The 24,034-nt window shown below is 64.9% G+C and carries 23 protein-coding genes; 11 read left to right on the top strand and 12 right to left on the bottom strand.

Annotation, left to right across the window (positions count from 1 at the left end; genetic code table 11):
- Positions 1–159: 159 nt before the first annotated feature.
- Both IVA75_RS35715 and IVA75_RS35710 read left to right on the top strand, forming a co-directional pair.
- Positions 160–1,617 (top strand): sensor histidine kinase, encoded by a 1,458-nt coding sequence (locus IVA75_RS35715; protein WP_035961760.1) that lies wholly within the window; start codon positions 160–162, stop codon positions 1,615–1,617.
- Between the two features lie 13 nt (positions 1,618–1,630).
- Complete coding sequence (locus IVA75_RS35710; RefSeq protein WP_247288496.1) at positions 1,631–2,767, top strand: mandelate racemase/muconate lactonizing enzyme family protein; 1,137 nt, start codon at positions 1,631–1,633, stop codon at positions 2,765–2,767.
- On the opposite strand, the gene IVA75_RS35705 is transcribed toward IVA75_RS35710, so the two are convergent.
- Both IVA75_RS35705 and IVA75_RS35700 read right to left on the bottom strand, forming a co-directional pair.
- Positions 2,764–3,495, bottom strand: coding sequence for a cytochrome c biogenesis protein CcdA (locus IVA75_RS35705; protein WP_081747935.1), 732 nt, complete (start codon positions 3,493–3,495; stop codon positions 2,764–2,766). The two genes, IVA75_RS35710 and IVA75_RS35705, sit on opposite strands and share 4 nt — an antisense overlap.
- A gap of 206 nt (positions 3,496–3,701) precedes the next feature.
- Complete coding sequence (locus IVA75_RS35700; protein WP_007593979.1) at positions 3,702–3,968, bottom strand: hypothetical protein; 267 nt, start codon at positions 3,966–3,968, stop codon at positions 3,702–3,704.
- A gap of 503 nt (positions 3,969–4,471) precedes the next feature.
- Here IVA75_RS35700 and IVA75_RS35695 point away from each other — a divergent pair.
- The 5 genes from IVA75_RS35695 (at position 4,472) to IVA75_RS35675 (ending at position 9,003) form a co-directional block, all read left to right on the top strand.
- A complete protein-coding gene (locus tag IVA75_RS35695) occupies positions 4,472–5,518 on the top strand; it encodes a LysR family transcriptional regulator (RefSeq protein ID WP_027568820.1) in 1,047 nt (348 codons plus the stop codon).
- Positions 5,519–5,547: 29 nt separating this feature from the next.
- Entirely contained in the window at positions 5,548–5,919 is a 372-nt protein-coding gene (locus tag IVA75_RS35690; RefSeq protein ID WP_026233304.1) for a helix-turn-helix transcriptional regulator, read from the top strand.
- A 372-nt stretch (positions 5,920–6,291) separates the two neighbouring features.
- Positions 6,292–7,641: a L,D-transpeptidase family protein gene (locus IVA75_RS35685; RefSeq protein WP_247288494.1), complete on the top strand. Its 1,350-nt coding sequence runs from the start codon at positions 6,292–6,294 to the stop codon at positions 7,639–7,641.
- Positions 7,642–7,752: 111 nt separating this feature from the next.
- Positions 7,753–8,574 (top strand): enoyl-CoA hydratase, encoded by an 822-nt coding sequence (locus tag IVA75_RS35680; protein ID WP_247288493.1) that lies wholly within the window; start codon positions 7,753–7,755, stop codon positions 8,572–8,574.
- A gap of 144 nt (positions 8,575–8,718) precedes the next feature.
- Positions 8,719–9,003, top strand: coding sequence for a hypothetical protein (locus IVA75_RS35675; RefSeq protein ID WP_247288492.1), 285 nt, complete (start codon positions 8,719–8,721; stop codon positions 9,001–9,003).
- Between the two features lie 33 nt (positions 9,004–9,036).
- Here the strand turns inward: IVA75_RS35675 and IVA75_RS35670 are convergent, their stop codons facing one another.
- The 3 genes from IVA75_RS35670 to IVA75_RS35660 all read right to left on the bottom strand — a co-directional run bounded on the left by IVA75_RS35670 (position 9,037) and on the right by IVA75_RS35660 (position 12,675).
- Positions 9,037–10,116 carry an isocitrate/isopropylmalate dehydrogenase family protein gene (locus tag IVA75_RS35670; protein WP_247288491.1) on the bottom strand — a complete coding sequence of 360 codons (1,080 nt, stop codon included), beginning with the start codon at positions 10,114–10,116 and terminating at the stop codon, positions 9,037–9,039.
- 134 nt (positions 10,117–10,250) lie between these two features.
- On the bottom strand, positions 10,251–11,318 hold the full coding sequence (locus IVA75_RS35665) for an alcohol dehydrogenase (protein ID WP_247288490.1): 1,068 nt from the start codon (positions 11,316–11,318) through the stop codon (positions 10,251–10,253).
- Positions 11,319–11,478: 160 nt separating this feature from the next.
- A complete protein-coding gene (locus tag IVA75_RS35660) occupies positions 11,479–12,675 on the bottom strand; it encodes a CoA transferase (protein ID WP_247288489.1) in 1,197 nt (398 codons plus the stop codon).
- A 195-nt stretch (positions 12,676–12,870) separates the two neighbouring features.
- Between IVA75_RS35660 and glgA the strand changes: the two genes are divergently transcribed.
- Positions 12,871–14,286, top strand: coding sequence for a glycogen synthase GlgA (gene glgA / locus IVA75_RS35655; RefSeq protein ID WP_256465210.1), 1,416 nt, complete (start codon positions 12,871–12,873; stop codon positions 14,284–14,286).
- 127 nt (positions 14,287–14,413) lie between these two features.
- On the opposite strand, the gene IVA75_RS35650 is transcribed toward glgA, so the two are convergent.
- The 3 genes from IVA75_RS35650 to IVA75_RS35640 all read right to left on the bottom strand — a co-directional run bounded on the left by IVA75_RS35650 (position 14,414) and on the right by IVA75_RS35640 (position 17,484).
- Positions 14,414–15,364: an oxygenase MpaB family protein gene (locus tag IVA75_RS35650; protein WP_247289086.1), complete on the bottom strand. Its 951-nt coding sequence runs from the start codon at positions 15,362–15,364 to the stop codon at positions 14,414–14,416.
- Between the two features lie 85 nt (positions 15,365–15,449).
- Positions 15,450–16,592 carry a patatin-like phospholipase family protein gene (locus IVA75_RS35645; RefSeq protein WP_247288487.1) on the bottom strand — a complete coding sequence of 381 codons (1,143 nt, stop codon included), beginning with the start codon at positions 16,590–16,592 and terminating at the stop codon, positions 15,450–15,452.
- 70 nt (positions 16,593–16,662) lie between these two features.
- A complete protein-coding gene (locus IVA75_RS35640; RefSeq protein WP_247288485.1) occupies positions 16,663–17,484 on the bottom strand; it encodes a 3-hydroxybutyrate dehydrogenase in 822 nt (273 codons plus the stop codon).
- Positions 17,485–17,656: 172 nt separating this feature from the next.
- On the opposite strand from IVA75_RS35640, the gene IVA75_RS35635 reads away from it, so the two are divergent.
- Positions 17,657–18,544, top strand: a complete 888-nt coding sequence (locus tag IVA75_RS35635) for a LysR family transcriptional regulator (RefSeq protein WP_247288483.1) — start codon at positions 17,657–17,659, stop codon at positions 18,542–18,544.
- Positions 18,545–18,568: 24 nt separating this feature from the next.
- On the opposite strand, the gene IVA75_RS35630 is transcribed toward IVA75_RS35635, so the two are convergent.
- Positions 18,569–19,285, bottom strand: coding sequence for a peroxiredoxin-like family protein (locus IVA75_RS35630; protein WP_247288481.1), 717 nt, complete (start codon positions 19,283–19,285; stop codon positions 18,569–18,571).
- An 80-nt stretch (positions 19,286–19,365) separates the two neighbouring features.
- Positions 19,366–19,650 carry a hypothetical protein gene (locus tag IVA75_RS35625; RefSeq protein ID WP_247288479.1) on the bottom strand — a complete coding sequence of 95 codons (285 nt, stop codon included), beginning with the start codon at positions 19,648–19,650 and terminating at the stop codon, positions 19,366–19,368.
- Between the two features lie 242 nt (positions 19,651–19,892).
- On the opposite strand from IVA75_RS35625, the gene IVA75_RS35620 reads away from it, so the two are divergent.
- Together IVA75_RS35620 and IVA75_RS35615 are read left to right on the top strand one after the other, a co-directional pair.
- Positions 19,893–20,375 carry a cupin domain-containing protein gene (locus IVA75_RS35620; RefSeq protein ID WP_027568808.1) on the top strand — a complete coding sequence of 161 codons (483 nt, stop codon included), beginning with the start codon at positions 19,893–19,895 and terminating at the stop codon, positions 20,373–20,375.
- A 100-nt stretch (positions 20,376–20,475) separates the two neighbouring features.
- A complete protein-coding gene (locus IVA75_RS35615; protein WP_247288478.1) occupies positions 20,476–21,678 on the top strand; it encodes an MFS transporter in 1,203 nt (400 codons plus the stop codon).
- Here the strand turns inward: IVA75_RS35615 and ccoS are convergent.
- Both ccoS and IVA75_RS35605 read right to left on the bottom strand, forming a co-directional pair.
- Entirely contained in the window at positions 21,675–21,842 is a 168-nt protein-coding gene (gene ccoS / locus IVA75_RS35610) for a cbb3-type cytochrome oxidase assembly protein CcoS (protein ID WP_027568806.1), read from the bottom strand. The two genes, IVA75_RS35615 and ccoS, sit on opposite strands and share 4 nt — an antisense overlap.
- Complete coding sequence (locus IVA75_RS35605) at positions 21,842–24,034, bottom strand: cation-translocating P-type ATPase (protein ID WP_247288475.1); 2,193 nt, start codon at positions 24,032–24,034, stop codon at positions 21,842–21,844. The genes ccoS and IVA75_RS35605 overlap by 1 nt, the downstream gene beginning before the upstream one ends.

Below are 24,034 nucleotides of genomic sequence, written 5' to 3'. Positions count from 1 at the left end.
GCGGCTCGTCCGGACGGGAAAATTATGGCGCGCCGCAAATCCCGCCCCTATGGTCTCCCAAAATCATAAATCCGGCGCTCCCTTGCGCTGGAACCGGGACGCCTGCGTTTGTCAAAGCTCAATTTGCCGGTCCGGCTCGCTCTTCTGGTCACGGGAACGATGTTGCCGCTGATCGTCTTCGCGGTCGGTATTGCCGTCTACAATTACAAGCAGGACCGCAACGACGCGACCCGCCGCGTGCTGGAGAACGTGCGCAGCATGCGCCTCGTGCTGGACTCCGAGGTGCAGCGGATGACCGGCGGCCTGCAAGTGCTTGCGCTGACGAATTCGCTGCGCGACGACGACTTCCAGAATTTTCGCCGCATCGCCCTCGGCTTCGTCGATCAGTATGGCAAAGGCGGTCTGGTGCTGATCTCTGATCGCAAGGGCCGACTGCTGTTCTCCTCGGCGACGGAGGACACCGCAAGCCTGCTGTCACGCGGCCACCTGGAGATCATCGAAAAGGTGTTTGCGACCAGATCGCCGCAATATTCCGACCTGTTCACCGGCGCGATCAACGGCCGGCAGGTGCTTACGGTCGAGGTTCCGGTGCTCCGCGACGGCGAAGTGATCTACGACCTCTGCTTCAGCCCGCCGGTCAGCATCTTTCAGGACCTGGTCGAAAAGCAACGGCCCGACCGGGATTGGACTGTCTCCCTGCTCGACACCAAGGCCATCGTGTTCGCGCGCACGCCGAACCCTACGGAGATCTTCGGCAAGCGGGCTACCGGCACGCTGTACGAAAGTATGTTGCGCACGCCGGAAGCCGCACTCTCGACGGTTTCGCTCGACGGTGTTGCGTTGTCCACCGTCTATACGAGGTCACGGCTGACCGGCTGGACCATCGTGGCCGGCGTCGCCGAGAGCTCGCTGATCGCTCCGCTCTGGCGCAACATCGCGATCACCAGTTTTATCGGCGGCATCCTGCTGCTGACCGGCCTGACCTTCGCGGTCAGGATGGCAACCACGATCGCGCGCGGCGAGATGCTGCACGATCTCCTGATCGACGAGCTTAACCATCGCGTCAAGAACACGCTCGCGTTGATGCAGGCGATCGCGGTGCAGACCTTCCGCAGCGCCAGCCGGGACGAGCGGGCAAAATTCGAGGGCCGGCTCGGCGCGCTGGCCGAGGCGCATAATTTGCTGAGCCAGGAGAAATGGGCGGGCTCCGAGCTGCGGGACGTGATCACCCGCGCGCTCCAGCCGTTCCTGCTGAATAATCCGGAGCGCATCCGCATGGCCGGACCCGCGGTGCCGCTGTCGCCGCGGCTCGCCGTGGTGCTGTCGATGATCGTGCACGAGATCGCCACCAACGCCGCAAAGTACGGCGCGCTGTCCAACGAGACCGGACGGGTGGCGCTGGAGTGGGAGGTCCTTGCCGAGGCGCCGAAGCCGCGGCTGCGCCTGATCTGGACCGAGAGCGGCGGACCGCCGGTGACGGCGCCGGTGCAGCGCGGCTTCGGCTCGCGCCTGATCGAGCGCAGTGCGCGCGACCAGCTCGGCGGCGAGGCCACCGTCGACTTCCTGCCCCGGGGCGTGATCTGCACGGTGATTTGCGCGCTGGACGAGGCGCGATGAACGGAGGCCGGCAATGAAGATCACTAGGGTTCGCACGCACATTCTCGAAGCAAAGCTGTCGCAGCCCTTTGCCTATTCGCGCGCCTGGTACGATACGCGCACCGCAATGCTGGTCGAGATCGAGACCGACAATGGTCTTGTCGGATGGGGTGAATGCTACGGCCCGGCGCGCATCACGGCGGCGGTGGTGCAGAGTATCGCTCCGTGGCTGATCGGCGAGGATCCGTTGCGCACCGACGTGCTGTGGCAGATGGTCTATGCGCGCCTGCGGGATCACGGCCAGAAGGGCGTCGTGATCCAGGGGATGAGCGGCATCGACATCGCGCTATGGGACATCAAGGGCAAGCATTTCGGCGTACCCGTGCATCAGCTTCTCGGCGGCGGCGCGCGCAAGCAGGTTGCGGCCTATGCGACCGGTCTCTACCGGCGCAAGTCAGGCGATCCGCTGAACTATCTGGCGGAGGAAGCGGCGGGTTATGCCGCCGAAGGATTCCGCGCCGTGAAGCTGAAGGTCGGTTACGGCATCGCGGAGGATGCCGCGGTCACCCGCGCGGTGCGCGAGGCGATCGGCCCCGATGTCGCGCTGATGGTCGATGCGAACCACGCCTATGACGCGGTCGCGGCGATCCGGCTCGGCCGCCTGATCGAGCGCCATGACATCGGATGGTTCGAGGAGCCGGTGCCGCCGGAGGACATCGCGGGCTATCGCGCGGTGAAATCCGCGCTCACGATTCCGGTCGCCGGCGGCGAGTGCGAATTCACGCGCTTCGGCTTCCGCGAGCTGTTCGTCTCGCATGCGCTCGACATCGCCCAGCCCGACACCTGCGCGGCGGGTGGCTTGAGCGAATGCAAGAAGATCGCCGACATGAGCGAGGCGTTCGGCATCCGCTACAATCCGCACGTCTGGGGCACCGGGATTGCGATCGCCGCCTCGCTTCAGCTCCTCGCCGTGCTGCCGTCGCACACGCCGACCTCGCTGGCTCCGCTCGAACCGATGCTCGAGTTCGACCGCACCGAGCATCCGATCCGGCAGGCGGTTTTGAAGGAGCCGATCGAGCATGCGAGGGGCGTCGTGCGGGTGCCCGAGGGGCCGGGCCTCGGCATCGAGATCGACCGCGAGGCGCTGGCGCGCTTTGCGGCGGAGGCCTAACCGATCGTCTGCAACGCCGGGAACGTCTCAAGCAGCCAGATGCTCACATTCGACACCGCGCCGGTGAGGAAGCCGACGCCGGTGATCACCATCAGGACGCCCATGGCGCGCTCGACATTGACGAGATGGCCCTTCATGCGCGCGAACAGGGTGGAAAACTGCTCGATCATCAGGGCGGCGATCAGGAAGGGAATGCCGAGGCCAGCCGAATAGACCGCGAGCAGGCCGGCGCCCTTCGTGACTGTCGCTTCGGCGGCCGCGACCGAGAGGATCGCCGCGAGGATCGGGCCGATGCAGGGCGTCCAGCCAAAGGCAAAGGCGAGCCCCATCACATAAGCACCCCAGAGGCCGACGGGCTTGGGCGCGGTCAATCGTCCCTCGCGCATCAAGAGGCCGATGCGCGTCAGGCCGAGGAAATGCAGGCCCATGACGATGATGACGATGCCGGCGAGGATCGAGAGTTCGGCCGACCAAGCGCGGATCAGCCCGCCGATCAGCGAGGCGCTGGCGCCGAGCGCCACGAACACAGTGGAGAAGCCGAGCACGAACAGGAGCGCCGACATCATAATCGCGCGTTTGGAGACTGATGCGGGCTCGTTGCTTTCGACATGCTCGATCGTCGCGCCCGTCAGATAGATCAGGTAGGGCGGGACCAGCGGCAGGACGCAAGGGGAGAGGAAGCTGACGAGGCCGGCAATCAGCGCCGCCGGGATCGAAACATTTTGCATGATGCAGTCGAAGCCATCTCAGGCGCCGGCGCGGCGCGCGGGGGGTGCGCGCGGCCCGGAGCCGAACCGGCTCTGGTGTAGCCGATGCCAGCGAATGCGCAACAGAGGCGCACAAAACCAGGGCTCCTCCCGATGCCGTCTGTGATCACAGATGCGGCATCGGGACACGCACAAATCTCGCCAAAAAGCGAGACTTGGCGGCGCGGCTACTTCACCACGCGGAGCAGCGGACGCCGGGGCTGGTCCTGCGTCTGCTTGGAGGGGGGCTGCGGTTCGTTGGTCGCGGTCCGCAGCATTTCGTCGCACAGTGCCTTGAGGTCGGCACTGTCAATTCCTTTGAGTTTCATCCGCACGTCCAGGATGACAATGGACAGCAGCTCGGCCGACTCGCGGCTGTTGCTCTCGTTGAGCACCCTGCGGCACTCTTCGAGCGTTTCCAGCACCGACTGCAACTGTTCGTCTGAATGCGACACCGGCGTTCTTCCCGCTAATTCGGCCTGTGAGACGTGGTTGTGACGACCTCTTTGGCCCCCATGGAGCGTCGAGGATAACACGAGGCCGCTGCGCCCCCGAATATGATTTCAGTGTGTTGCTGCCTTGAAACCGCGGTTCCGACGAGTATTGCTTCGCGCCGGCCAGCGTCGACTCGCTCAGTTGCAAATCGCTCGATCTTAAAACGGCTGGCGTGCTGCAATTGATCCATCGCGGAAGGCGGCACCGGCTCTTGCGCAAGGACGTTCATTGCGGACAGCGCCGACGATCCCGCAGCCATGTCACGGCCCACAACGGAACTCACGCCACACCCCTCATACGGGCGAATGGTTTGCCCGATTCCCAGCCCTTGTTCCCGCCCTGGCAGCACCCGAATACCACCTGCGGTGTAGTAAGGATGACGTTCAAAACTCGTCGTTCCCCAACCCGCCGTGGTTGTGGTTTGCGCCAGATTCTGCCAGTTTAGCGACCCGAAGGGACTTGTATGCACTCCTTGGCGGAAAGGGGCGTTCCTCTGGAGGAACGCCCAAAGACAAACATCAGCGGCCTGTCGGACTGGGATGCGGCGCGCATTTTCCTGGAAGTCGTCCGATGCGGAAGTTTCCGCTCGGCGGCTGAGCGCCTGTCACTGTCGATCAACGCCGTCCGCCGTCGGATCGATGATTTCGAACGCCAGACCGGCACCACTCTGTTCACCCGCGACGTCCACGGCACCCGCCTGACCGACGAAGGCGCGCTGGTGGTCTCCGCCGTCGAGCAAATGGAGGCGGCCGCGTTCGACGTGCTGCGCACCAGCGATTCGACGACGAACGCCCTGGCCGGCGAGGTCCGCGTCGCCATTACCGAGGGACTTGGCACATTCTGGCTCGCCCCGCGACTGGTCGAATTCCAGCAGGCGTATCCGAAGATCCTGGTCGACCTGCATTGCGCGATGCGTTCGGCCGACGTCTCTCGCCACGAGGCCGACGTCGCCATTCACCTGTCGCGGCCTGCGGCGCTCGACGTCAAGCTGGTGCGGCTCGGCCGCATGCATCTGATGTTCTGGGCCTCCGAGAAATACATTTCGAAACATGGCGCGCCGCGTTCGGCGATGGAGTTGATCAAGCACCGCCTGGTGCTGCAGTTCGCCGACCAGCTCGATGCCAAGCAAACTTTCGAGAGCTTCTTCCCCGGCGTTCCGGAGCGTGACCTTCTGGTCATGAAGACCAACGTCTCGAGCGCCAATTACTGGGCGGTCGCGAATGGCGCCGGAATCGGCGTGTTCCCGAGCTACGCCGTTGCGCTTGGCGGGAAGTTGATTCCACTGGAAGTCGAGCTGAACAGATCGCTGGATATCTGGTTGTCCTACCATCCTGGTAGCGGCCGGATTCCGCGCGTACGGCACATGATTGACTGGCTGATCGAAGCCTTCAATCCGGCGCGTTTCCCGTGGTTTAAGGAAGAGTTCGTGCACCCGCATGAATTCAAGGACGAGTATATGGGCGAACCCCTGACCCAGCTCTTCGGGGGGTTTTCAACCGAAGACCGATGAGAAAAAAGATGAAGACAGCGGCGAAGAGAATGAAGCAGCGCAGTGCCGGCAAGCCCGACATTGAGCTGGGCAAGCGAATCCGTCTGCGACGCGTCGAGATGAAGGTCTCGCAGGCCGAGCTCGGCGAGAAGCTCGGCGTCAGTTTCCAGCAGGTCCAGAAGTACGAGAAGGGCGTCAATCGCGTCGGCGCGGCCCGGCTTCAGCAGATCGCCACCGCCCTCGATGTGCCCGTGACCTTCTTCTATGACGGCGACAACAAGGCGCGCGAAGTCGAGAGCCTGCTCTTCCTGGACTCGGCCTTCAGCCTCCGCCTGCTGCGCGCCTACAGCAAGATCAAGGACCAGACGGTGCAGCGTCAGCTCGTCTCGCTGATGGAATCGATCGCAGCGAACGAAGCCTGAGCCGATCGGCGTTCGCGCCTTCCGCCCGATGTTCAATCCGCCGCGTCACGGGGCGCGGCTGGATTGAACGAGACCCGGACGAGATATATCCGGCCCGCGCTTGCGCGGACTTCTCGGGGCGGCATGACCGCCCCTTTTTGTTGACTATTTTTCCCGCCGTCGCCCGCGGTTTTCGCGAACCCATTCCTGCCCTGTCGCGACCCAATCCAGAGACCGCCGTCCGACGTGCCGGGCTCGTGATGCGCCGTGCTTAAGGGAGCCGCAACCGGGAGGCGCTAGCCTCCCGCCGATTTCTCGAATCAGCACGACGAACCGGGGAATTGCCGATGCGAGCGCCCACCCGGGCCTCGCTCTCATGGGAAGATGGGACACATGTCGAAACGCCATGCGATGATCATTGCCGTCGGCATGCTTGCGAGCGCCTCTGCGCTTGCTCAGACCGAGACGATTGGAAAGGCCGGGCCCAAGCCTGCGACTGCGGCTGGCACGGTGCCGGCCACCGCCAATCCGGCCCACGCAGCCGCACCGAAAACTGCCGCGCCAGCGTCCGCTTCGACGGCAGAGAGCCGCTCGGCCGCGGCGCTCGCGCTGACGCACGAGCCGACCTATGACGAGGGTTCCGCCCAGCGCATCAAGGATGCGGCGCTGAGCTATTCCGATCTTGCCGTGCGCGGCGGCTGGCCGGCGATCCCGGCAGACGCCAAATTCGCTCCCGGCGCCCAGGGCGCCAACGACGATATCCTGCGGAAGCGGCTGATCGTCTCCGGCGATCTTGCCGCCGACAAGGCGAGCGGCGCCTTCGACCAGGATCTCGCCGACGCCGTGAAACGCTTCCAGGCCCGCCACGGCCTCGCGCCGACCGGAACGATGACGCCGCGCACGATTGCGGCGATGAACGTGCCGGTGCAGAAGCGCATCCGGCAGCTGGAGGCTTCGCTGCAGCGGCTCGAGAACATGAATTTCGGCTTCGGCCAGCGCTATGTCGTCGTCAACATCTCCGCCGCCTTCGCCGAAGCGGTCGAGAACGACGTGGTGGTAAGGCGTTATCGCGTGATCGTCGGCAAGACCGAAAAGCCCTCGCCGACGCTGACGGCCCAGATCAGCAGCGTCGTCCTCAATCCGACCTGGACGGTGCCCTCCTCGATCGCCAAGACCGAGATCTCCGCGCATATGCGCAAGGATCCCACCTATCTGTCGCGCATGCACATGGAAGTGCTCGACGCCCACGACAATCCGATCGACCCGAATTCGGTCGACTGGTCGGGCACGCATACGCCGAACTTCACCGTGCGCCAGCACAACGGCACGTTCAACGCGCTCGGCGCGGTCAAGATCGACATGCCGAATTCCTATTCGGTCTACATGCACGACACCAACCAGCGCAATCTGTTCAGCGATGATTACCGCTTCGATTCCCATGGCTGCTCGCGCGTCGACAATGTGCGCGATCTCGCCGCCTGGCTCTTGAAGGACCAGCCGAAATGGAGCCGCGCCGCGATCGACGCGGAAATCGCCAGCGGCCAGCATCTCGACGTCGCCATGGTGAAGAAAGTCCCGGTGGCCTGGATCTATCTCACGGCGTGGATGACCAAGGACCAGACCGTCCAGTTCCGCAACGACGTCTATCACCAGGACGAGCAGCTGCTGGAAGCGACCGCCGAAGAGGCGGCCTTCTTCAGCAACGCCGGCAGCCATCCGCTGACCGCGCACATGACGAGATAGATGGCGCTATGCAATCGCGGCACAGGTGACTGCAAAGCCACGTCCGTTGCCGCGGTTGACCCTGGCCTCGCCCCGGCCGAACATTGCGCCTCGCCAACGAAAATGAGCGCGATGTCCGATATGTCCAGCACGACCGAAATTCCGTACGCCGACGGCAAGATCCTCAAGCACACAGCCGGTGGCGTCGGCGTGATCACCTTCAACAATCCCGACAAGCGCAACGCGATGTCGCTGGAGATGTGGGAGGGATTTGGCGAGGCGCTGACAGCCTTGCGCGACGACGCTGCCGTACGCGTCGTGATCCTGCGCGGCGGCGGCGGCAAGGCCTTCGTATCGGGCGCCGACATCAGCCAGTTCGAGAAGACGCGCCATAACGCCGCCGCTTCCGAGGAATATGGCAAGCGCAGCGCCGCCCAGCGCGCGCTGCTTGCCGATTATCCCAAGCCGACCATTGCCTGCATTCAGGGCTTTTGTCTTGGCGGCGGCATGCAGGTGGCGATGCTTGCCGACATCCGCATTGCCTCCCATGACAGCCAGTTCGGCATTCCCGCGGCGAAGCTCGGCATTGCCTATGGCTACGACGGCTTGAAGCACCTGGTGTCGCTGGTCGGACCGTCCTGGGCCCGGCTCCTGATGTACACGGGCATGCGCATCGATTCCACCGAAGCGCTGCGCATCGGGCTGGTCGAGCGCGTGGTTCCGGAGGATCAGCTCTGGGGCGAGACCATGGGCATCGCCGAGACGATCTCGCAAAATGCGCCGCTCGCGATCAAGGCCGCCAAGCTCACCATTGCTCAGGTGCTGAAGGACGAAAGCGGGCGCGACATGGACGCGATCAGGGCGGCCGGCACGGCCTGCATGGACAGCGCGGACTTTCGCGAGGGCCGTCAGGCCTTCATGGAGAAGCGCAAGCCGCAGTTCCAGGGACGGTGATTCCGTTATTGCCACGAAGCGCAGCAACGACGGCAGCCAACGTGAACATGCATTCAGGAAGATTAAATTCCCACGCCCCTGCAACACCATAGCAACCAGCTGATTTGCTGGAGGTTCTCTCGCCATCAAACGAGGGAGATTGCGATGAAACTCAAATTAGCTGTTGTTGGTCTGGCTGCCCTGGGCGGCGGAGCGCTCATATCGGGACAGGCGCTCGCAGCGATGCCGAACGGCATTCCGCAGGCCGACCGTATCGCGAGCGGCCCGGCAGCCACCGTCGATCAGGTGCGCTGGGTGTGTAACCCGTGGGGTCGCTGCTTCTGGCGTCCGAACTATTATGGCGCCTACGGCTTTTACGGCGGTCCGCGACGCTTCTACGGTCCGCGTCCGTGGGGCTGGGGCGGCCACCGCCACTGGCGTCGCTGGTGAATTGCGAGGGGCCGCGAGGCCCCTCTTCCTTGACTACAGCGCCGCGAGCACCGCCTTCGTAATGTCGGCGGTGCCGTTGCTGCCGCCGAACTCCATCGGCTTGAGGCCGCCGGCGTAGACCTTGTCCACAGCGCGCTCGATTTGCTCGCCGGCCTCGGCCGCGCCCTCGACACCGTGCTTGTCGGCGAGCCAGTCCAGCATCATTGCAGCCGACAAGATCATCCCGGTGGGATTGGCCTTGCCCTGCCTCATGATGTCGGGCGCGGTGCCGTGGCACGGCTGGAACACGGCATATTTGTCGCCGATGTCGGCTGACGGCGCCATGCCGAGACCGCCGATCAGGCTCGCGGTGATGTCGGAGACGATGTCTCCGAACATGTTCTCCATCACCATCACGTCGAAATCCCAGGGACGCTTCACCAGCATCGCCGAGCAGGCATCGACATAGAGCCGGTCGGTCTTCACCTCCGGATGACGCTTGGCGATCTCGTCGAAGATGCCGCGGAAGAACGCAAAGGCCTTGAACACGTTCGCCTTGTCGACGCAGGCCAGCGCGCCGGGCTTGCCGCGCGCCTTGCGCCGCTCGGCGAGGCGAAACGAGAACTCGAACAGGCGCTCGGACGTCTTGCGCGTGATCACCATGGTCTCGCGCGCCTCCTCATGGGTGACGACGCCCTTGCCCATCGAGGCGAACAGGCCTTCGGTGGACTCCCTGATCACGACGAGATCGATGCCGCGCTGGTCGGCGCCGACGATCGGGCTCGGCACGCCCGGAATGAGCCGCGCCGGGCGTACACCGGCATAGAGATCGAAGATGAAGCGCAGCTCGATCTGCGGCGCGATCTCGGTGTTGTCAGGATAGCGCACCGACGGCAGGCCGCAGGCGCCGAGCAGGATCGCGTCCGCATCCTCGCACAGCTTGATGGTGGTATCGGGCATCGACTTGCCGGTGGCGAGATAATGATTGGCGCCCGCCGGCGCCTCGGTGAAGCGGAAGCTCAGGCCGGATTTCGTCTCGATCTTGCGCAGGACTTCGATGGCCGGCGCCATGACTTCGGGACCGATGCCGTCACCGGCGAGCACGGCAATGTGGAAGGCGTTATTTGCGGACATGGGGGAAGCCTCGGGAAAGAGCGAGCCAAGTCGTCATTGCGAGCGAAGCGAAGCAATCCAGAACTGCATCTGCGGAGACATTCTGGATTGCTTCGTCGCTTCGCTCCTCGCAATGACGGAGGATGGAGCGGAAGTTACGGCGTCAGCACCGTGCGGCCGACCACCGCGCCCTGCTGCAACTGCACCAGCGCGTCGTTGGCCTTGGCGAGCGGCTGCCGCGTCACCGGGATCGGCGCTATGTTCTTCGCTCGCACGAGATCGAGCAGCTCCTGCGTCTCGCGCAAATTGCCGACATAGCTGCCTTGGATCGTCACCGCCTTGATCGGAATCAGCGGCAGCGCCCAGGTCGCCCCGCCGCCGAATAGGCCGACGATGACGAGCTTGCCGCCCTTGGTCAGGCAGTCGAAGCCGAGTTGCGTGGTGGCGGCGTTGCCGACCAGATCGAGCACCGCGCGGATGGGGCCACCGGCTTTCTTGGCAAGCTGCTCCAGCGCGTCGGGCGCCTTGGGATCGACGGTCGCGAGCGCGCCGGCTTGCTCCGCGGCTTCGCGTTTCTTCGCGTCGATGTCGACCATGATGGCGCCCTTGCCGCCCATCGCCTTCAGCAGCGACAGCGCCATCAGGCCAAGTCCGCCGGCACCGAACATCACGATCGGCGTGTCGAAGTGCTGCTCGAGCTTCTTCAGCGCGCTGTAGGTCGTGACGCCCGAGCAGGCGTAGGGTGCGGCCGACGCGGGATCGAGGCCTCTCAGATCGAGCAAATAGCGCGGATGCGGCACCAGCATGTGGTCGGAATAACCACCGTCGCAATAGACGCCGAGCGAGCGCGGCGTCAGGCACATGTTCTCGTCGCCGGCTAGACAGGTCGCGCATTTGCCGCAACCGATCCAGGGATAGACCAGCCCGACATCGCCGATCTTCACGTCGCCCTGATCCGACGACTTCACGTCCGGGCCGAAGGCGAGGACCTCGCCGACTGTCTCGTGTCCCATGGTCAGCGGCAAATTGATGCCGCGATCCTTCAGCGACAGCGGCTTGCGACCGTGGCCGAGATCGTAGCCGCCTTCCCAGATGTGGAGGTCGCTATGGCAGACGCCGGCGGCCTTCACCTTGATCAACACCTGCGTGCCCGACGGCTGCGGCGTCGCCTCGTCGAACTCCTGCAGCGGCGCCTTGAAATCGGCGACCTTGAAACTTTTCATTGGCGTCCTCCCGGATACTTTTCTTGTCGTCGCCACCATGGCATGGGCGGCAGGACGAGACAAACTCGGACCTGTCTAGTTGAGGCCGATGGATGATGGCAAGCCGGCCACGCGCAACGCCGCATTGCTCGCTGCACGAAGCTGTCCGTCAACCTTGCCGTCAGGTTTGCGCAGCTGTTTTGGCTAACGGAGTTGGTCCACCGTCGGTGAGCCCGATCTCCGCGCGCAGCCGGTCGGTGTGCTCGCCAAGCACGGCCATCGTCTTGCCCGGTGTCGTGTCGGCACCGGTCATCCGGAACGGCAGATTGAGGACCTGGAACGAACCGCCTTCGTCCTCCACGGACGAGAGCGCCTGACGATGCGCGAGCTGCGGATCGGCCAGTGCTTCGGACACAGTGCGGTAGGCCGAGGCCGGCACGCCGGCCGCACCTAGCGCGACAAGACAGACATCGGTCGAGAGCTGCCGCGACCAGGCCTCGACACCGTCCATCAAGTCGGCCCAATGGTCGCGACGCGCGGCGTAGGTGGAGAAGCGCGGATCGAGGATCCATTCGGGGCGGCCGATCACGCCCATCAGTCCCTGAAACGTCTTCTCGCTGGCAACTGTGATCATGACATAACCGCTCGCCGTCTCGGTCGGCCCGAACATCGGGCGCGGCGGCGGCTTCACGGTGAACTGCGAGTTCTGCAACTCGATCAATGTCAGCGTCAGCATCGATTCCAGCATGGAGACGTCGATGTGCTGGCCGAGCCCAGTCAGGGTGCGCTGGTAGAGCGCCGACGCAATCGCGCCGAACCCGTAGGTGCCGGTGACGACGTCGGCATGGTAGATGCCGCAATAATCCGGGCGGCTGCGGCCGGGCTGGTAGGCGAGATGCGCCATGTCGTAGCCGGATGCCGCATGGATCACCGGCGCGTAGGCCGGCAGCTCGGCCGACGGGCCGCTCTGGCCGTAGCCGGAGATCGAGCAGTAGATCAGCTTCGGGTTGACGGCGCGCATTCTGTCATAGTCGAGCCGCAGCCGGTGCATCACGCCGGGGCGAAAGTTCTCGACCAGGATGTCGGCCGTCGCGGCCAGCCGGCGGACCGCCTCCTTGCCCTCTTCGGACTTGAGGTCGAGCACGACGCTCTTCTTCCCGACATTGAGCTGGCCGAACACGGTGCTGCAGCCCTTGCGCAGCGGCGGCCGGGTTCGCATCGTCTCGCCGCCGTCGGTCTCGATCTTGATGACCTCGGCGCCCATGTCGGCGAGCATCCGCGCACAATGGGGACCGGCAATGGTGGTCGAAAAATCCAGGACCCGGAGGCCGGCGAAGGCCTTTGTCGTCGTCCCATCATGCTTATCTGATAGCTGCATGCCTGCTTGCGTCCTCGGGTCAGTTAGGAACTTGTCGAAGTTCTCTGTTGTTCGTGCGCCGACCCTAAAGGGCGGCGGCTGAGTAGGAAAGTCTTTACCGAACGGACGCGTCTGGCGGGCGGCTTTGGGAATTCCGGGGCAACTGGACCCGTTCTTGCATAGCAGCAATCGGGCTCCGGCAGAGGGCAGCAGTTCTTGAGGGTCTTGTTCGTTACGACAGAGATGGACGACTTTGTCCGCGTCGGCGGACTCGGAGCCGTTTCCGCTGCACTCCCCCGAGCCCTCCGTCCTTTCGCCGACATCCGGGTCATGCTGCCCGGCTATCGCGACATCATCGAACAACTCACGCATATTCAGATCGTTGGCCGCTGTCCGCCTTTCGCGGAGATGCCGGCCTGCTCGCTCGGCCGAGCCGCGACCAAGGACGGCCTGCCGGTCTATGTGCTGTTGTGCTCGCAACTCTACGACCGGCCCGGCAACCCCTATGGCGACGAGTCCGGGCGCGACTGGCCCGACAACGACATCCGTTTTGCGCGCTTTGCCTCGGCCGCCGCTGAGCTCGCGATGGGCACGCTGGACAAGGATTGGGCAGCAGACCTGATCCATGCCAATGACTGGCAGGCTTCGCTCGTGCCGGCCTACCTCACCTGGCGCGGCTCCAAGCTGCCGTCGATCCTGACCATCCACAACCTCGCCTATCAGGGCCTCTTCCCGAAGGACTCGCTGCGGCGGATCGGCGCACCGGAGAGCTCCTTCCACATCGACGGCGTCGAGTTCTACGACCAGCTCTCCTTCCTCAAGGCCGGGCTGGTCTACGCATCGCATCTCACCACGGTCAGTGGCACCTACGCGCGGGAGATCACCACGGATGAATTCGGCTGCGGTCTCGAAGGCCTGCTTCGAGTCCGCTCCGACGCGGCCGAGCTCACCGGCATTCTCAACGGCATCGACGAAAGCTGGGACCCGCGTTCCTGCGCCCAGCTTGCCCAGCAATTCGGCGCCGGCGACTGGGTCGGCAAGAAGGCCAATGCAGACTATGTGCGCAAGCAGTTCGGGCTTGCGGTATCGCGCGGCCCGATGTTCGGCATCGTCGCCCGACTGGTGCACCAGAAGGGCATCGACCTCGTGCTGGCGGCGGCCGATGAGATCGTCGATGCCGGCGGGCAGATCGTGGTCACCGGCTCCGGCGAGCCGGCGCTCGAGCAGGCGCTGATCGACGCGCATCGCCGGCGCCCCGACGCGATCGGGGTCGTGATCGGCTTCAACGAGGCCCAGGCGCGCCGCATCTTCGCCGGTAGCGACTTCACATTGATGCCGTCACGCTTCGAGCCCTGCGGGCTTAGCCAGATGTACGCCCAGCGCTTCGGCTCGCTGCCGATCGGCCACCAGACCGGCGGCCTCGCCGAGACCATTACGGACGGCGAAACCGGCTTCCTGTTCTCAAAACCCTCGCACGAATCCTTCCTCGGCGGCGTCCGCCGTGCGTTCTCCGCCTTCATGGCGCAAGACCAGCTCGACACCATGCGTCGCAGTGCGATGGGACGCTCGTTCTCCTGGAGCATCCCGGCCGGCAGCTACAACGCGCTGTACCGGAAGCTGGCGTCGGTGTGAGGCCTGCGTTTCCTCGTCATTGCGAGCGTAGCGAAGCAATCTAGACTGTTTCCGTGGCAGCAGCCTGGATTGCTTCGTCGCAAGAGCTCCTCGCAATGACGGTGGTTTGTGGCAACGGCGGAGGACTTCACCCCCTCCCGCGCACATCCATCTGCGGGCGGCCGATCCAGGCACGGTTGAGGCACCGCGTCATCCAGTCGGGCTGCGGCTCGCCGCGCAGCCGCGCTTGCGCTTCCTGGTAGGGACCGACGTAGCGCAGTCGGTCTGGCAATCTTGGATAGACCCGCCGTATCCATCGCAGCGCCTTCTCGGCGGATCTGGTGTCGCGCTCATCAAGATCGAACCCGAATCCCACACGCAGGCGTTCCGGCAGCAGGCTTGCCGTGAGCGCGCGATACCAGCGCGGCGGACGCAACCACGGACGGGCGCCGCCAAAGATCTGCCCCGCAATCTCGCGCGCGACCGGGCTGACGGTCAGCGTGTCCGACTGCGTCATTGCCGCGGTGTAGGCCGCAAAGCCCGACCAGTCCGCCGGCAGATCGTGCACCGTCAATCCGAACAGAGCACCGAACAAACGGCTCTCGGTCCAGTAGCGTTCGCGATCCTCCGCCGAGAGCGGTGGCAAAACCAGATCATGCGCCATCAGCGCGGTCTCGACCAGCGTGGCATGAACCCAGCGCAGCGACGGGATGTCGTTGGCACAGTAGCGCGAGCCTGCCGCGAACGGACCGACGGTCTCCGGCATCTCGCCGACGATCATGCTGTGGCGCCGGTGCAGTTGCCGCGATGATGACAGCGCGCGGTCAAGCGAGCCGAACACCATGGCAAAGACGATGTCGAAGGTGCGGTGAAATCGCCCGATCGGATCGGCCAAGGTTGTCGAATGCTCGGCGATGGCGGCGGCGACCCAGGGATGCGCCAGCTGCAGCAACAACGCACGACCGGCACCGAGAAAGATCACGGCTTCCCGGTCGATCCGCCAGGTCACCGTGTCAGGACCGAACACGCCGGCAATCGGTCCCGCCATATCCGCGCGGACGTGATCGAGCGCCAGTTCCAGATCGCTTCCCGACACCACTTGCATGCCCTTTCAGCTGCGGACAAAGAGCGACGATCCGCAAGGCCTGTGGCATTTCGATGATGGCGGACGATCTCTTGCGGTTCTACTCCGCCGCCATCGGCATCTCGTCCATATGCTCGTGCAGCACCACGCCGGCAAGTGGATCGAATTCGCCGATCCACGGTTTTCGCGCGAGCACCGACCTCGTGTGGGCATAGCCGGCATGCCAGCGCCGCGTGATCCCCGACGGGCTGAAGTCGATATCCTTGGTGTGGGTCTCACGATCTAGTTGCGGCGCCAGCAGCCGCACGACATGCATACGGGTCGGACAGCCGTAGCTCATCAGCTCCCTCACCGCGGCATCGCCGCGCTCGCTCTCAGGCAGGCGTTCCGCAAGCTGGTTGATGACATGGCGCAGGCGATGGGCCTGCTGCTGGCGTTCGATCTGGCTCGCGATCCGACTCGAATACATCACATCCTTGTGCCGGTTCAGCACCTCCGCCATCGTGGTCGGCTCGGCGCCGACGGGATTCCACAGATGCACGGAGAAGATCAGCGAATTCTTGCGCGGATTGTCGTCGAACACCGCTTCCGTCGGCGTATTCGAGAGGATGCCTCCGTCCCAATAGAGTTCGCCATCGATCCGCACCGCCGGGAATGCCGGCGGCAATGCGCCCGAAGCCAAGACATGCTTCACCGTCAGCTCACCGTCGCGGCTGTCGAAATAGCGCATCTGGCTGGTGCCGACATGCGCCGCACCGACCGTCAGCCGCGGCGCGCAGCGATTGGCCAGATCGAAATCGACCAGCTCGCGCAGCGTCTCCTCCAGCGGCGCAGTGGAATAGAATCCGGCGTGATCGGCGCCGAGCGGATAGGAATCGCCGGCATGCGCCAGCGGATTGGGCCGGAAGAACCCTGGAATGCCGTGGGTCACGGCCGACCAATAGGCAAGCTTCTCGTTGAAGCCGGGCAATGAGGTGTGCCAGTCCCAGACCGGCTTCTGCTCCATCCGCTTCCAGAACTCCCTCAACTGCGCGAGCCGGTGCTCCGGCGCATTACCCGCAATGAGGCTGGCATTGATGGCACCGATCGAGGTGCCGATGATCCAGTCCGGCTCGATACCGGCCTCGTGCAGCGCCTGATAGACGCCCGCTTGGTAGGAGCCTAACGCACCGCCGCCTTGAAGCACGAGGACGACCTGCCCGGGCAGGTCCTTGCGCTGGATGTTACTCTGCGTGCCGTTCATGGTTCGCTCCTGATCAGCCTGCACTGCTCCGAGATTCGCTGCCGGCCGCCACTTGTTACGCCGGCTCATGTTAATGCGCGGTCCAGCCGCCGTCGACCGGCAGCGCGACGCCGGTGATCGAAGCCGCCGCGTCAGTCGAGAGGAATACCGCGAGCGCGCCGAGCTCCTCGACCGTAGCAAAGCGCTTGTTGGGCTGTTGCGCCAGCAGCACGTCGCGGATCACCTGGTCGCGCGAGATCCCGTGCGCCTTGGCCTGTCCATCGATCTGCGCCTCGACCAGCGGCGTATAGACATAGCCGGGACAGATCGCGTTGCAGGTAATGCCCTCTTCTGCGGTCTCCAGCGCGGTCACCTTGGTGAGCCCGATGATGCCGTGCTTGGCCGCGACGTAGGCCGCCTTGAACGGCGAGCCGACGAGACCATGCGCGGAGGCGATGTTGATGATCCGGCCGAACCCGTTCTGTCGCATTGCGGGCAGCGCGAGCCGCGTGGTGTGGAAGGCCGACGACAGATTGATCGCGAGGATCGGGTCCCATTTCTCGACCGGAAACTGCTCCAGCGGCGCGACGTGCTGGATGCCGGCATTGTTGATCAGGATATCCAGCCGGCCGGCCTGCGCGACCGTAGCCGCGATCATCTCGGCGATCGAATTCGGCCTCGTCATGTCGGCCGGCGAAAAGCTTGCCTTGACGCCGAACTCCGCCGCGATCTGCTCGCGCGTCCGGTCGAGCTCGGCCGCCACACCAAGGCCGTTCAGCACGATGTCGGCGCCGGCCGCGGCAAGTGCCCGCGCGATACCGAGGCCGATGCCACTGGTTGAGCCCGTGACGAGGGCAACCTTGCCCGCGAGCGCCCGGGCGGCGGACGTCTGCGGCTTCACGGACATATTCATTGGCAAAATGCTCCGACACGATGACTGATGTTGAGCCGACTCTGAGGGATCGCCTGGTTTGACGGAAATGCCCGTTGGCTTCCGAAACCATGCCCGTGCGCTATTGCGGCCGGGATGTCATTCTCCGCCCCGATCGGCTAGCTTCCGCCAGGTCTTGCTGGAGAGCCGATCCATGGAAATGCACCAGGTCCGCTATTTCCTCGCGGTGGCGCAGCTCTTGAACTTCACGCGCGCCGCTGAGGACTGCAACGTGACGCAGCCTTCGCTGACACGCGCGATCAAGCAGCTCGAGGCCGAGCTCGGCGGCGATCTGTTTCGCCGCGAACGGCCCGCAGCGCAATTGACCGAGCTCGGACAGCGCATGCATCCTCTGCTGAAGCAGTGTTTCGAAGCGGCCACCGGCGCCCGATCGCTGGCCTCCTCGTTCCGGAGCGGCGAGATCGGCGCGCTCCGCGTCGCGCTGACGCATTCGATCGACCTGTCGCTCCTCATTCCGCATCTCAACCAGATCAAGCGGCAGTTCAACCGGCTCGAATTCCGCTTCCTGCGCGGCTCGAGTCGTGAAGTGGCCGAGTTCCTGAAGAAGGGCGAGGCCGAGCTCGGGATTGCCGCGGACATCGACGAGGCCTGGGAGCGGCTCGATGTCTGGCCGCTATTCACCGAGAGCTTCGAGCTCGTGGTGAGCGACGGGCACCGCCTGGCCGGCCGCAGCAGCATCGCACCGGACGATCTGCGCGCGGAGCAGCTGCTGAGCCGGACATTTTGCGAGCATTCCGCCCGTATCTCGGCGAGCCTGCGCGAGCACGGCATCGCGGTCGAGCAGGGTCACGAAATCTCGAACGAGCGCGATTTGATCGAGCTGGTCGAGGCCGACATCGGCGTCGCCATGCTGCCGCACACCTCGCCCGTTCCGGAGACGCTGACGCGCGCTGCGGTCGCCGGGCTGGACGCCCGTCGCACCGTCAGCCTCTACGGGGTGGCCGGCCGGCAGCGCACGGCGGTGGCCAATGCCGTTATGCGCATGTTGCGCGGTGCGGATTGGCGGGAGATTGCGGGGTAGCAGCCACGCTCGCTCCTCACTCTTTTAGGCCTCCCTGCTCGCGCCTTCCAACGCTTCAAGCAGATCATCGATCTCCATGCGCTTGCGGAAATCCGGATCGACGAAGCGGGCTTTCACGAGACCGTCGCGACCAACGACAAACACGGCCGGGATCGGCAGCATCCAGCCATCATTGCCGTGGAACCTCGCCATGTCCTGATAGGACAACAGGTGCTGGATCTCGCCACCGAGCCAGATCGCGAGATTGAGCGACAACGCATAGCCGTTGTCGAGGTCGGTCAGGATCGGAAATGGGGCGCCAGCTTCCGCCTTGAGCTGCTGGGTGTATTCCTGCGTCTCCGGCATGATCGCGACAATCCGCGCACCCATGGACTCGATGCTATCAAGCGCCTGGACCACCGCGCGGACATTGAGCCGGCAATAGGGGCACCAATGGCCGCGGAAAAACATCACGGCGACTGGGCCGCTCTCGAGCAGTGAGGACAGCGCGACGAGACGCCCGCTCTCGTCAGGCAACATGAACGACGGCATTGCGTCGCCCGGACGCGGCGCGGTCTCGCCGCCGCCGCCTCCATTCAATCTGGTCACCAGACGATCGACTGCCTCGCCATAGGCCGGGAACACGTCGCGGCTGGCGTCGGCATAGGCGCGGAGTTGCTCGTTCAGCGTGCCATCCATGTCACGGCAGCGCTGGAAGGCGAGTTTGAGCAGCTCGGCATCGGCCGGCGAGAGAGAGGTCATCTTGCGCTCCAGCGTTCAGGGGACGAATATTAGGTGCCCGATCCGGCCGCCCGCAAGAGGCGGCCGTCATGCGCGCGCGATCAGTTGACGTAGAAATTGCCGGTAGGATCCAGCCGCCCCGAGGTGGAATACAGCGATCCGTTGTTCATGAAGAAGACGGTGTTGTCGGGGACCTTCTTGGCGCTCTTCATCATGGCCTCGTGGTTCTTCTCCGCCGGGGCCATAGCCATCGCCGACATCTTGCCGGGTCCGCCATACATGTAGGCCATGCCGGCTTTGAAATCCCATGCGGCCTCCGAGAAGGCCGATGTGGCGATGACCGCGAACGCAGCCGTGGCAATCAAGGCCTTTGATAATTTCGTCATGAGATGCTCCTCCGGATTGACGTGAACGCCCGCCAATCGGGCGCCCCGCCATCGAACGCCAAGCGCTCGGGAAGCGGAAATGCCGATCCCCAATCGGTTCAATAGCGAGCGCGTATCGGGCCCGATAGCGCCGGTCTATCGCAGCGAGAGCGAAAGAGCATTTCAGAACGAGCGCCCTCTCGACGAAAGTCCCGACATAGCCGACGACCATTGCGGTTGCGGCCAACACAGGAGACATCCCGATGTTCAGGCATCCCACATTGTTGCGCGCGGTCTGGCCCGGCCTTGCCATCCTCGGCGTATTGACACTCTCGGCGCAGCCGGTCTCCGCCGGTGAATGCCCGGCCGACAAGATCAAGCCGAACGCGCAGCAGATGGTCGACTACAAGCCGGTCGGCGTCACCGACGTCACGCTCGGCGCAATCGACCTCGGCAAGCAGCCGGCACACATCGAGGGCCGCGAGCTGCGCTTCCGCAAGCTGACCATCGAGCCCGGCGGCATCGTGCCCTGGCACAGCCATGACGACCGCCCCGCCCTGATCTTCGTGCAGCAAGGCGAGATCGTCGAACACGCTTCCAACTGCGTTGATCCGATCGTGCACAAGGCCGGCGACATCCGCCCCGAGGTGTCCGGCACCTCGCACTGGTGGAAGAACCTCGGCAAGGAAATGGTCATTCTCTATGTCGGCGACGTCCGCAAGGACCCGCACGACCACAACATGTAACGGGTGCGCGACCCCAGCGCACGCGTGACGGAATGTGGCGCCCGTGATCCCCATGCTGCCCCACATGCGGGCGCCACATTCATCACAAGGGAGGCCTGCCATGACCGATCTTTCCGCGTCGATCAAACCGACCGCGATGACGATGGACACGCATTCACCAGGTCTCGCGCTTCGCTCCCTCGTGATCGGCCTCACTGCCTTCCTCACGGTCGTCGACCTGTTCGCGACACAGGCGATCCTGCCTTCGTTGACGCGCCATTACGGCGTCACACCGGCGGCGATGGGCTTTGCCGTCAATGCCAGCACCTTCGGCATGGCGATAGCCAGCCTCGTCGTCGGCTTCTTCAGCCCGCGCATCAACCGGCGGACCGGCATCCTGCTCAGCCTCGGGCTGCTGGCAGTCCCCACCAGCCTGCTGGCGACCGCGCCAAATCTCGCGGTTTTCACCGCTTTGCGGATCGCGCAGGGCCTGTGTATGGCATCCGCCTTCGCGCTAACCCTCGCCTATCTCGGCGAACAATGCAGCACGATGGATGCCGGCGGCGCCTTTGCCGCCTACATCACCGGCAATGTCGCCAGCAACCTGGTCGGCCGGCTGATCTCGGCGGCGGTCGCCGACGGCTTGGGCCTCGCCTGGAATTTTTATTTCTTCGCAGCCCTCAATCTGGCCGGCGCAGTGCTGGTCTATTTCACCATCGGGCGCGTGCGGCCGATGCACGCGATGATGCCTGCGGGATCTCCCCTCTCCGCCACGATCGCGCACTGGCGCAATCCGCAGTTGCGCGCGGCCTTCGGCATCGGATTTTGCATCCTGTTCGCCTTCATCGGCACCTTCACCTTCGTGAATTTTGTGCTGGTCCAGCCGCCGCTCTCGCTCGGCATGATGGACCTGGGCCTTGTCTATTTCGTCTTCCTGCCGTCGGTCGTCACGACCTTGCTGGCCGGCAAGGTGGCCACGCGGCTGGGAGCGCGGCCGACGATCTGGGGTTCGCTGGCCGTCGCCGGGCTGGGCCTGCCGCTGCTGCTGGCGCCGCATCTGGGCGAAGTCGTCACCGGCATGGTTCTGGTTGGCGTCGGCACCTTCTTCGCGCAAGCGGCTGCGACAGGATTCGTAGGACAGGCGGCGACCGACAGCCGCGGCATCGCCAGCGGGACTTATCTTGCCTGCTACTTCTGCGGCGGCCTGGTCGGGACGGCCGTGCTCGGCCGGCTGTTCGACGGGTTCGGCTGGCAGGCGTGCGTCGCGGGTGTCGGCGCTGCCCTTGCTGCGGCTGCCCTGCTGACGCTCGCCTTGAAGCGCTAGCGCTTGACCGGCACCTCCTGCGGCGGCTCGTCGTCGGCGATGGCGCGCCATGCGGCGCCGTCGAGATCGTCGTACTGGCCGCTCCGGAGCGACCAGAGGAAGGCGACGAGACCGGCGAGACCGAGCATCAGCGCCAGCGGCACCAGGATGACGAGGATCTCCATCACACGATCTCCCGCGAGGCGCCGCGCGCACGCAGCGAATTCAGCATCACCAGAATCGACGATCCGCTCATGGCGGCAGCCGCGATCAGGGGCGTCACGACGCCGCTGATCGCGACCGGCACCGCGAGGACATTGTAGCCGATCGCAAGCCAGAGATTCTGCCGCATCAGGTGCAACGCCTTGCGCGACGCGTCGATGGCGGCGACGACTGGGGCCAGCGGTCGGCCGAGGAAGACGAGATCGGCGGTCGCCTGGCTCAAATGCGCGGCCGAGATCGGCGACATCGAGACGTGCGCTGCCGCCAGCGACGGCGCATCGTTCATGCCGTCGCCGACCATCAGGACCTTCATGCACCGCTGCTTCAAGACCTCGATCCGCGCGATCTTGTCGGCCGGGGTCACGCCGGCTCGCCATTCGGAGATACCCAGCGCATGGGCCGCCGCGATCACCGCCGGTTCACGGTCGCCGGAGAGAATCTCGACGCCGATATTGCGCGCCTTCAGCGCCGCGATCACAGCCTGCGCATCGGGACGGAGGCCCTGGCGCACGGAGAGGATGAATTTTTCGCTGCCCTTGCTGAACGCCACGACGGAGGCTTCGGGATCGAGATTTGTCAGGTCGGAGACCAGCGTCTCGGCGCCGCAGAAGGACGGACGGCCGAGGCGAATCTCGATGCCATCGACGACGGCACGCACGCCCTGGCCGGCCTCCTCGACCGCGCTAACGATCGGCGATCTGGCGTCGGAGGCCTGCGCGACCGCGGCGGCGACCGGATGATGGCTCGACAGCGCGAGCCGCCCGGCAAGCTCGAAGATATCAGCGGGGATATCGGCCGCATTCATCACTTCGAGATCGGGCAGCGTCAGCGTGCCGGTCTTGTCGAAGATGACGTGATCGGCTTCCGCGAGACGCTCGATGGCATCGCCGGAATTCAGCAGCACACCCGCCTTGAACATCGCGCCCGAAGCCACCGTCTGCACCGTTGGAATGGCGAGCCCGAGCGCGCAGGGACAGGTAATGATCAGCACCGCGACGCCGGTCACGATCGCATCATGCCAGCCGGCGCCCGCGATGACCCAGCCGAGGATGGTGACGAGCGCTGTGGCATGCACCACCGGCGCGTAGAGTCGCGAAGCGCGGTCTGCAAGGCGCATGTAGCGCGAGCGCGCCTGCAGCGCATTGTCGAGCAGCCGCGTGATCTCGGCGAGCAGCGTCGCCTCGGAGGCCGCCGAGACCCGCACCCGCAAGGTCCCTGAGATGTTCATCGATCCCGCATAGACCGGCGTGCCCTGCTCGGCGGTGACATAGAGCGTCTCGCCGGTGATCAGGCTCTGGTCGATTTCGGAGCGGCCCTCGATCACGGTGCCGTCGACCGCGCAGCGCTCGCCGGGGCGCAGCAGCACGATGTCGCCGGGATAGATCGCAGCCACCGGCACTTGAGATATCTCGTCAGGCCCGATGAACTTGGCCGCGGTCTCCGCCTTGAGCGCGGCGAGATTGCCCGCGACCGCGCGGGTCCGTCGCCGCATGTTCTGGTCAAGGAAGCGGCCGACCAGGAGGAACGTGAGCAGCATGATCGCCGCGTCGAAATAGGCGTGCTCGGCGTGGTTGATAGTCTCGACCACGGACATGCCGAGCGCCAGCGTCACGCCGATCGAGATCGGCACGTCCATGTTGGTGGTCCTGGCCGACAGCGCGCGCCAGGCCGAGCGGAAGAACGGCTGGCCGGCATAGGCCGCCGCCGGCAGTGCGATCAGTGCCGACAGCCAGTGGAAGAAATCGCGCTGCTCCGGCAGCATGTCCGAGACGTTGCCGGACCACACCGGAATCGACAGCATCATCACGTTCATGGTGGCGAACGCGGCGACGCCGAGGCAGCGCAGCAGGAAGCGCGATTCCGCGACCTCGCTCGCCTCCGCGCTCTCGGTTTCGTAAGGATAGGCCTTATAGCCGAGCTCTTCGAGGCGGTCGATGAAGCGGGCCGGATCGAGCGTGCCCGCCTTCCATTCCAGCGCAACGCGCCGGTCGGTGAGGTTCACGCGCGCCAGCGTGACGTCGGGAATCGCGGATAGGCCGCGCTCGATCTTGGCCATGCAGCCGGCGCAGTGGACACCCTCGACCGCGAGGTCGATGTGCTGGACGCCCTCGCCCGCAGTCCGGACGTAATGCGAAAAGTCCCGCGAGACGTGCAT

Source organism: Bradyrhizobium sp. 134 (assembly GCF_023074155.1).
Taxonomy (GTDB): Bacteria; Pseudomonadota; Alphaproteobacteria; order Rhizobiales; family Xanthobacteraceae; genus Bradyrhizobium.
Note: the sequence above shows the minus strand (reverse complement) of the source record. Positions and strands in the feature narration are given on the sequence as shown.

What these genes read in the sequence shown, in the direction of transcription:
- IVA75_RS35715 (WP_035961760.1), top strand. Translation starts at nt 160, where the DNA reads ATGTTGCCGCTGATCGTCTTCGCGGTCGGTATTGCCGTCTACAATTAC.
- IVA75_RS35710 (WP_247288496.1), top strand. Translation starts at nt 1,631, where the DNA reads ATGAAGATCACTAGGGTTCGCACGCACATTCTCGAAGCAAAGCTGTCG.
- IVA75_RS35705 (WP_081747935.1), bottom strand. Translation starts at nt 3,495, where the DNA reads ATGCAAAATGTTTCGATCCCGGCGGCGCTGATTGCCGGCCTCGTCAGC.
- IVA75_RS35695 (WP_027568820.1), top strand. Translation starts at nt 4,472, where the DNA reads ATGCACTCCTTGGCGGAAAGGGGCGTTCCTCTGGAGGAACGCCCAAAG.
- IVA75_RS35690 (WP_026233304.1), top strand. Translation starts at nt 5,548, where the DNA reads ATGAAGCAGCGCAGTGCCGGCAAGCCCGACATTGAGCTGGGCAAGCGA.
- IVA75_RS35685 (WP_247288494.1), top strand. Translation starts at nt 6,292, where the DNA reads ATGTCGAAACGCCATGCGATGATCATTGCCGTCGGCATGCTTGCGAGC.
- IVA75_RS35680 (WP_247288493.1), top strand. Translation starts at nt 7,753, where the DNA reads ATGTCCGATATGTCCAGCACGACCGAAATTCCGTACGCCGACGGCAAG.
- IVA75_RS35675 (WP_247288492.1), top strand. Translation starts at nt 8,719, where the DNA reads ATGAAACTCAAATTAGCTGTTGTTGGTCTGGCTGCCCTGGGCGGCGGA.
- IVA75_RS35670 (WP_247288491.1), bottom strand. Translation starts at nt 10,116, where the DNA reads ATGTCCGCAAATAACGCCTTCCACATTGCCGTGCTCGCCGGTGACGGC.
- IVA75_RS35665 (WP_247288490.1), bottom strand. Translation starts at nt 11,318, where the DNA reads ATGAAAAGTTTCAAGGTCGCCGATTTCAAGGCGCCGCTGCAGGAGTTC.
- IVA75_RS35660 (WP_247288489.1), bottom strand. Translation starts at nt 12,675, where the DNA reads ATGCAGCTATCAGATAAGCATGATGGGACGACGACAAAGGCCTTCGCC.
- IVA75_RS35645 (WP_247288487.1), bottom strand. Translation starts at nt 16,592, where the DNA reads ATGAACGGCACGCAGAGTAACATCCAGCGCAAGGACCTGCCCGGGCAG.
- IVA75_RS35640 (WP_247288485.1), bottom strand. Translation starts at nt 17,484, where the DNA reads ATGAATATGTCCGTGAAGCCGCAGACGTCCGCCGCCCGGGCGCTCGCG.
- IVA75_RS35635 (WP_247288483.1), top strand. Translation starts at nt 17,657, where the DNA reads ATGGAAATGCACCAGGTCCGCTATTTCCTCGCGGTGGCGCAGCTCTTG.
- IVA75_RS35630 (WP_247288481.1), bottom strand. Translation starts at nt 19,285, where the DNA reads ATGACCTCTCTCTCGCCGGCCGATGCCGAGCTGCTCAAACTCGCCTTC.
- IVA75_RS35625 (WP_247288479.1), bottom strand. Translation starts at nt 19,650, where the DNA reads ATGACGAAATTATCAAAGGCCTTGATTGCCACGGCTGCGTTCGCGGTC.
- IVA75_RS35620 (WP_027568808.1), top strand. Translation starts at nt 19,893, where the DNA reads ATGTTCAGGCATCCCACATTGTTGCGCGCGGTCTGGCCCGGCCTTGCC.
- IVA75_RS35615 (WP_247288478.1), top strand. Translation starts at nt 20,476, where the DNA reads ATGACCGATCTTTCCGCGTCGATCAAACCGACCGCGATGACGATGGAC.
- ccoS (WP_027568806.1), bottom strand. Translation starts at nt 21,842, where the DNA reads ATGGAGATCCTCGTCATCCTGGTGCCGCTGGCGCTGATGCTCGGTCTC.
- IVA75_RS35605 (WP_247288475.1), bottom strand. Translation starts at nt 24,034, where the DNA reads ATGCACGTCTCGCGGGACTTTTCGCATTACGTCCGGACTGCGGGCGAG.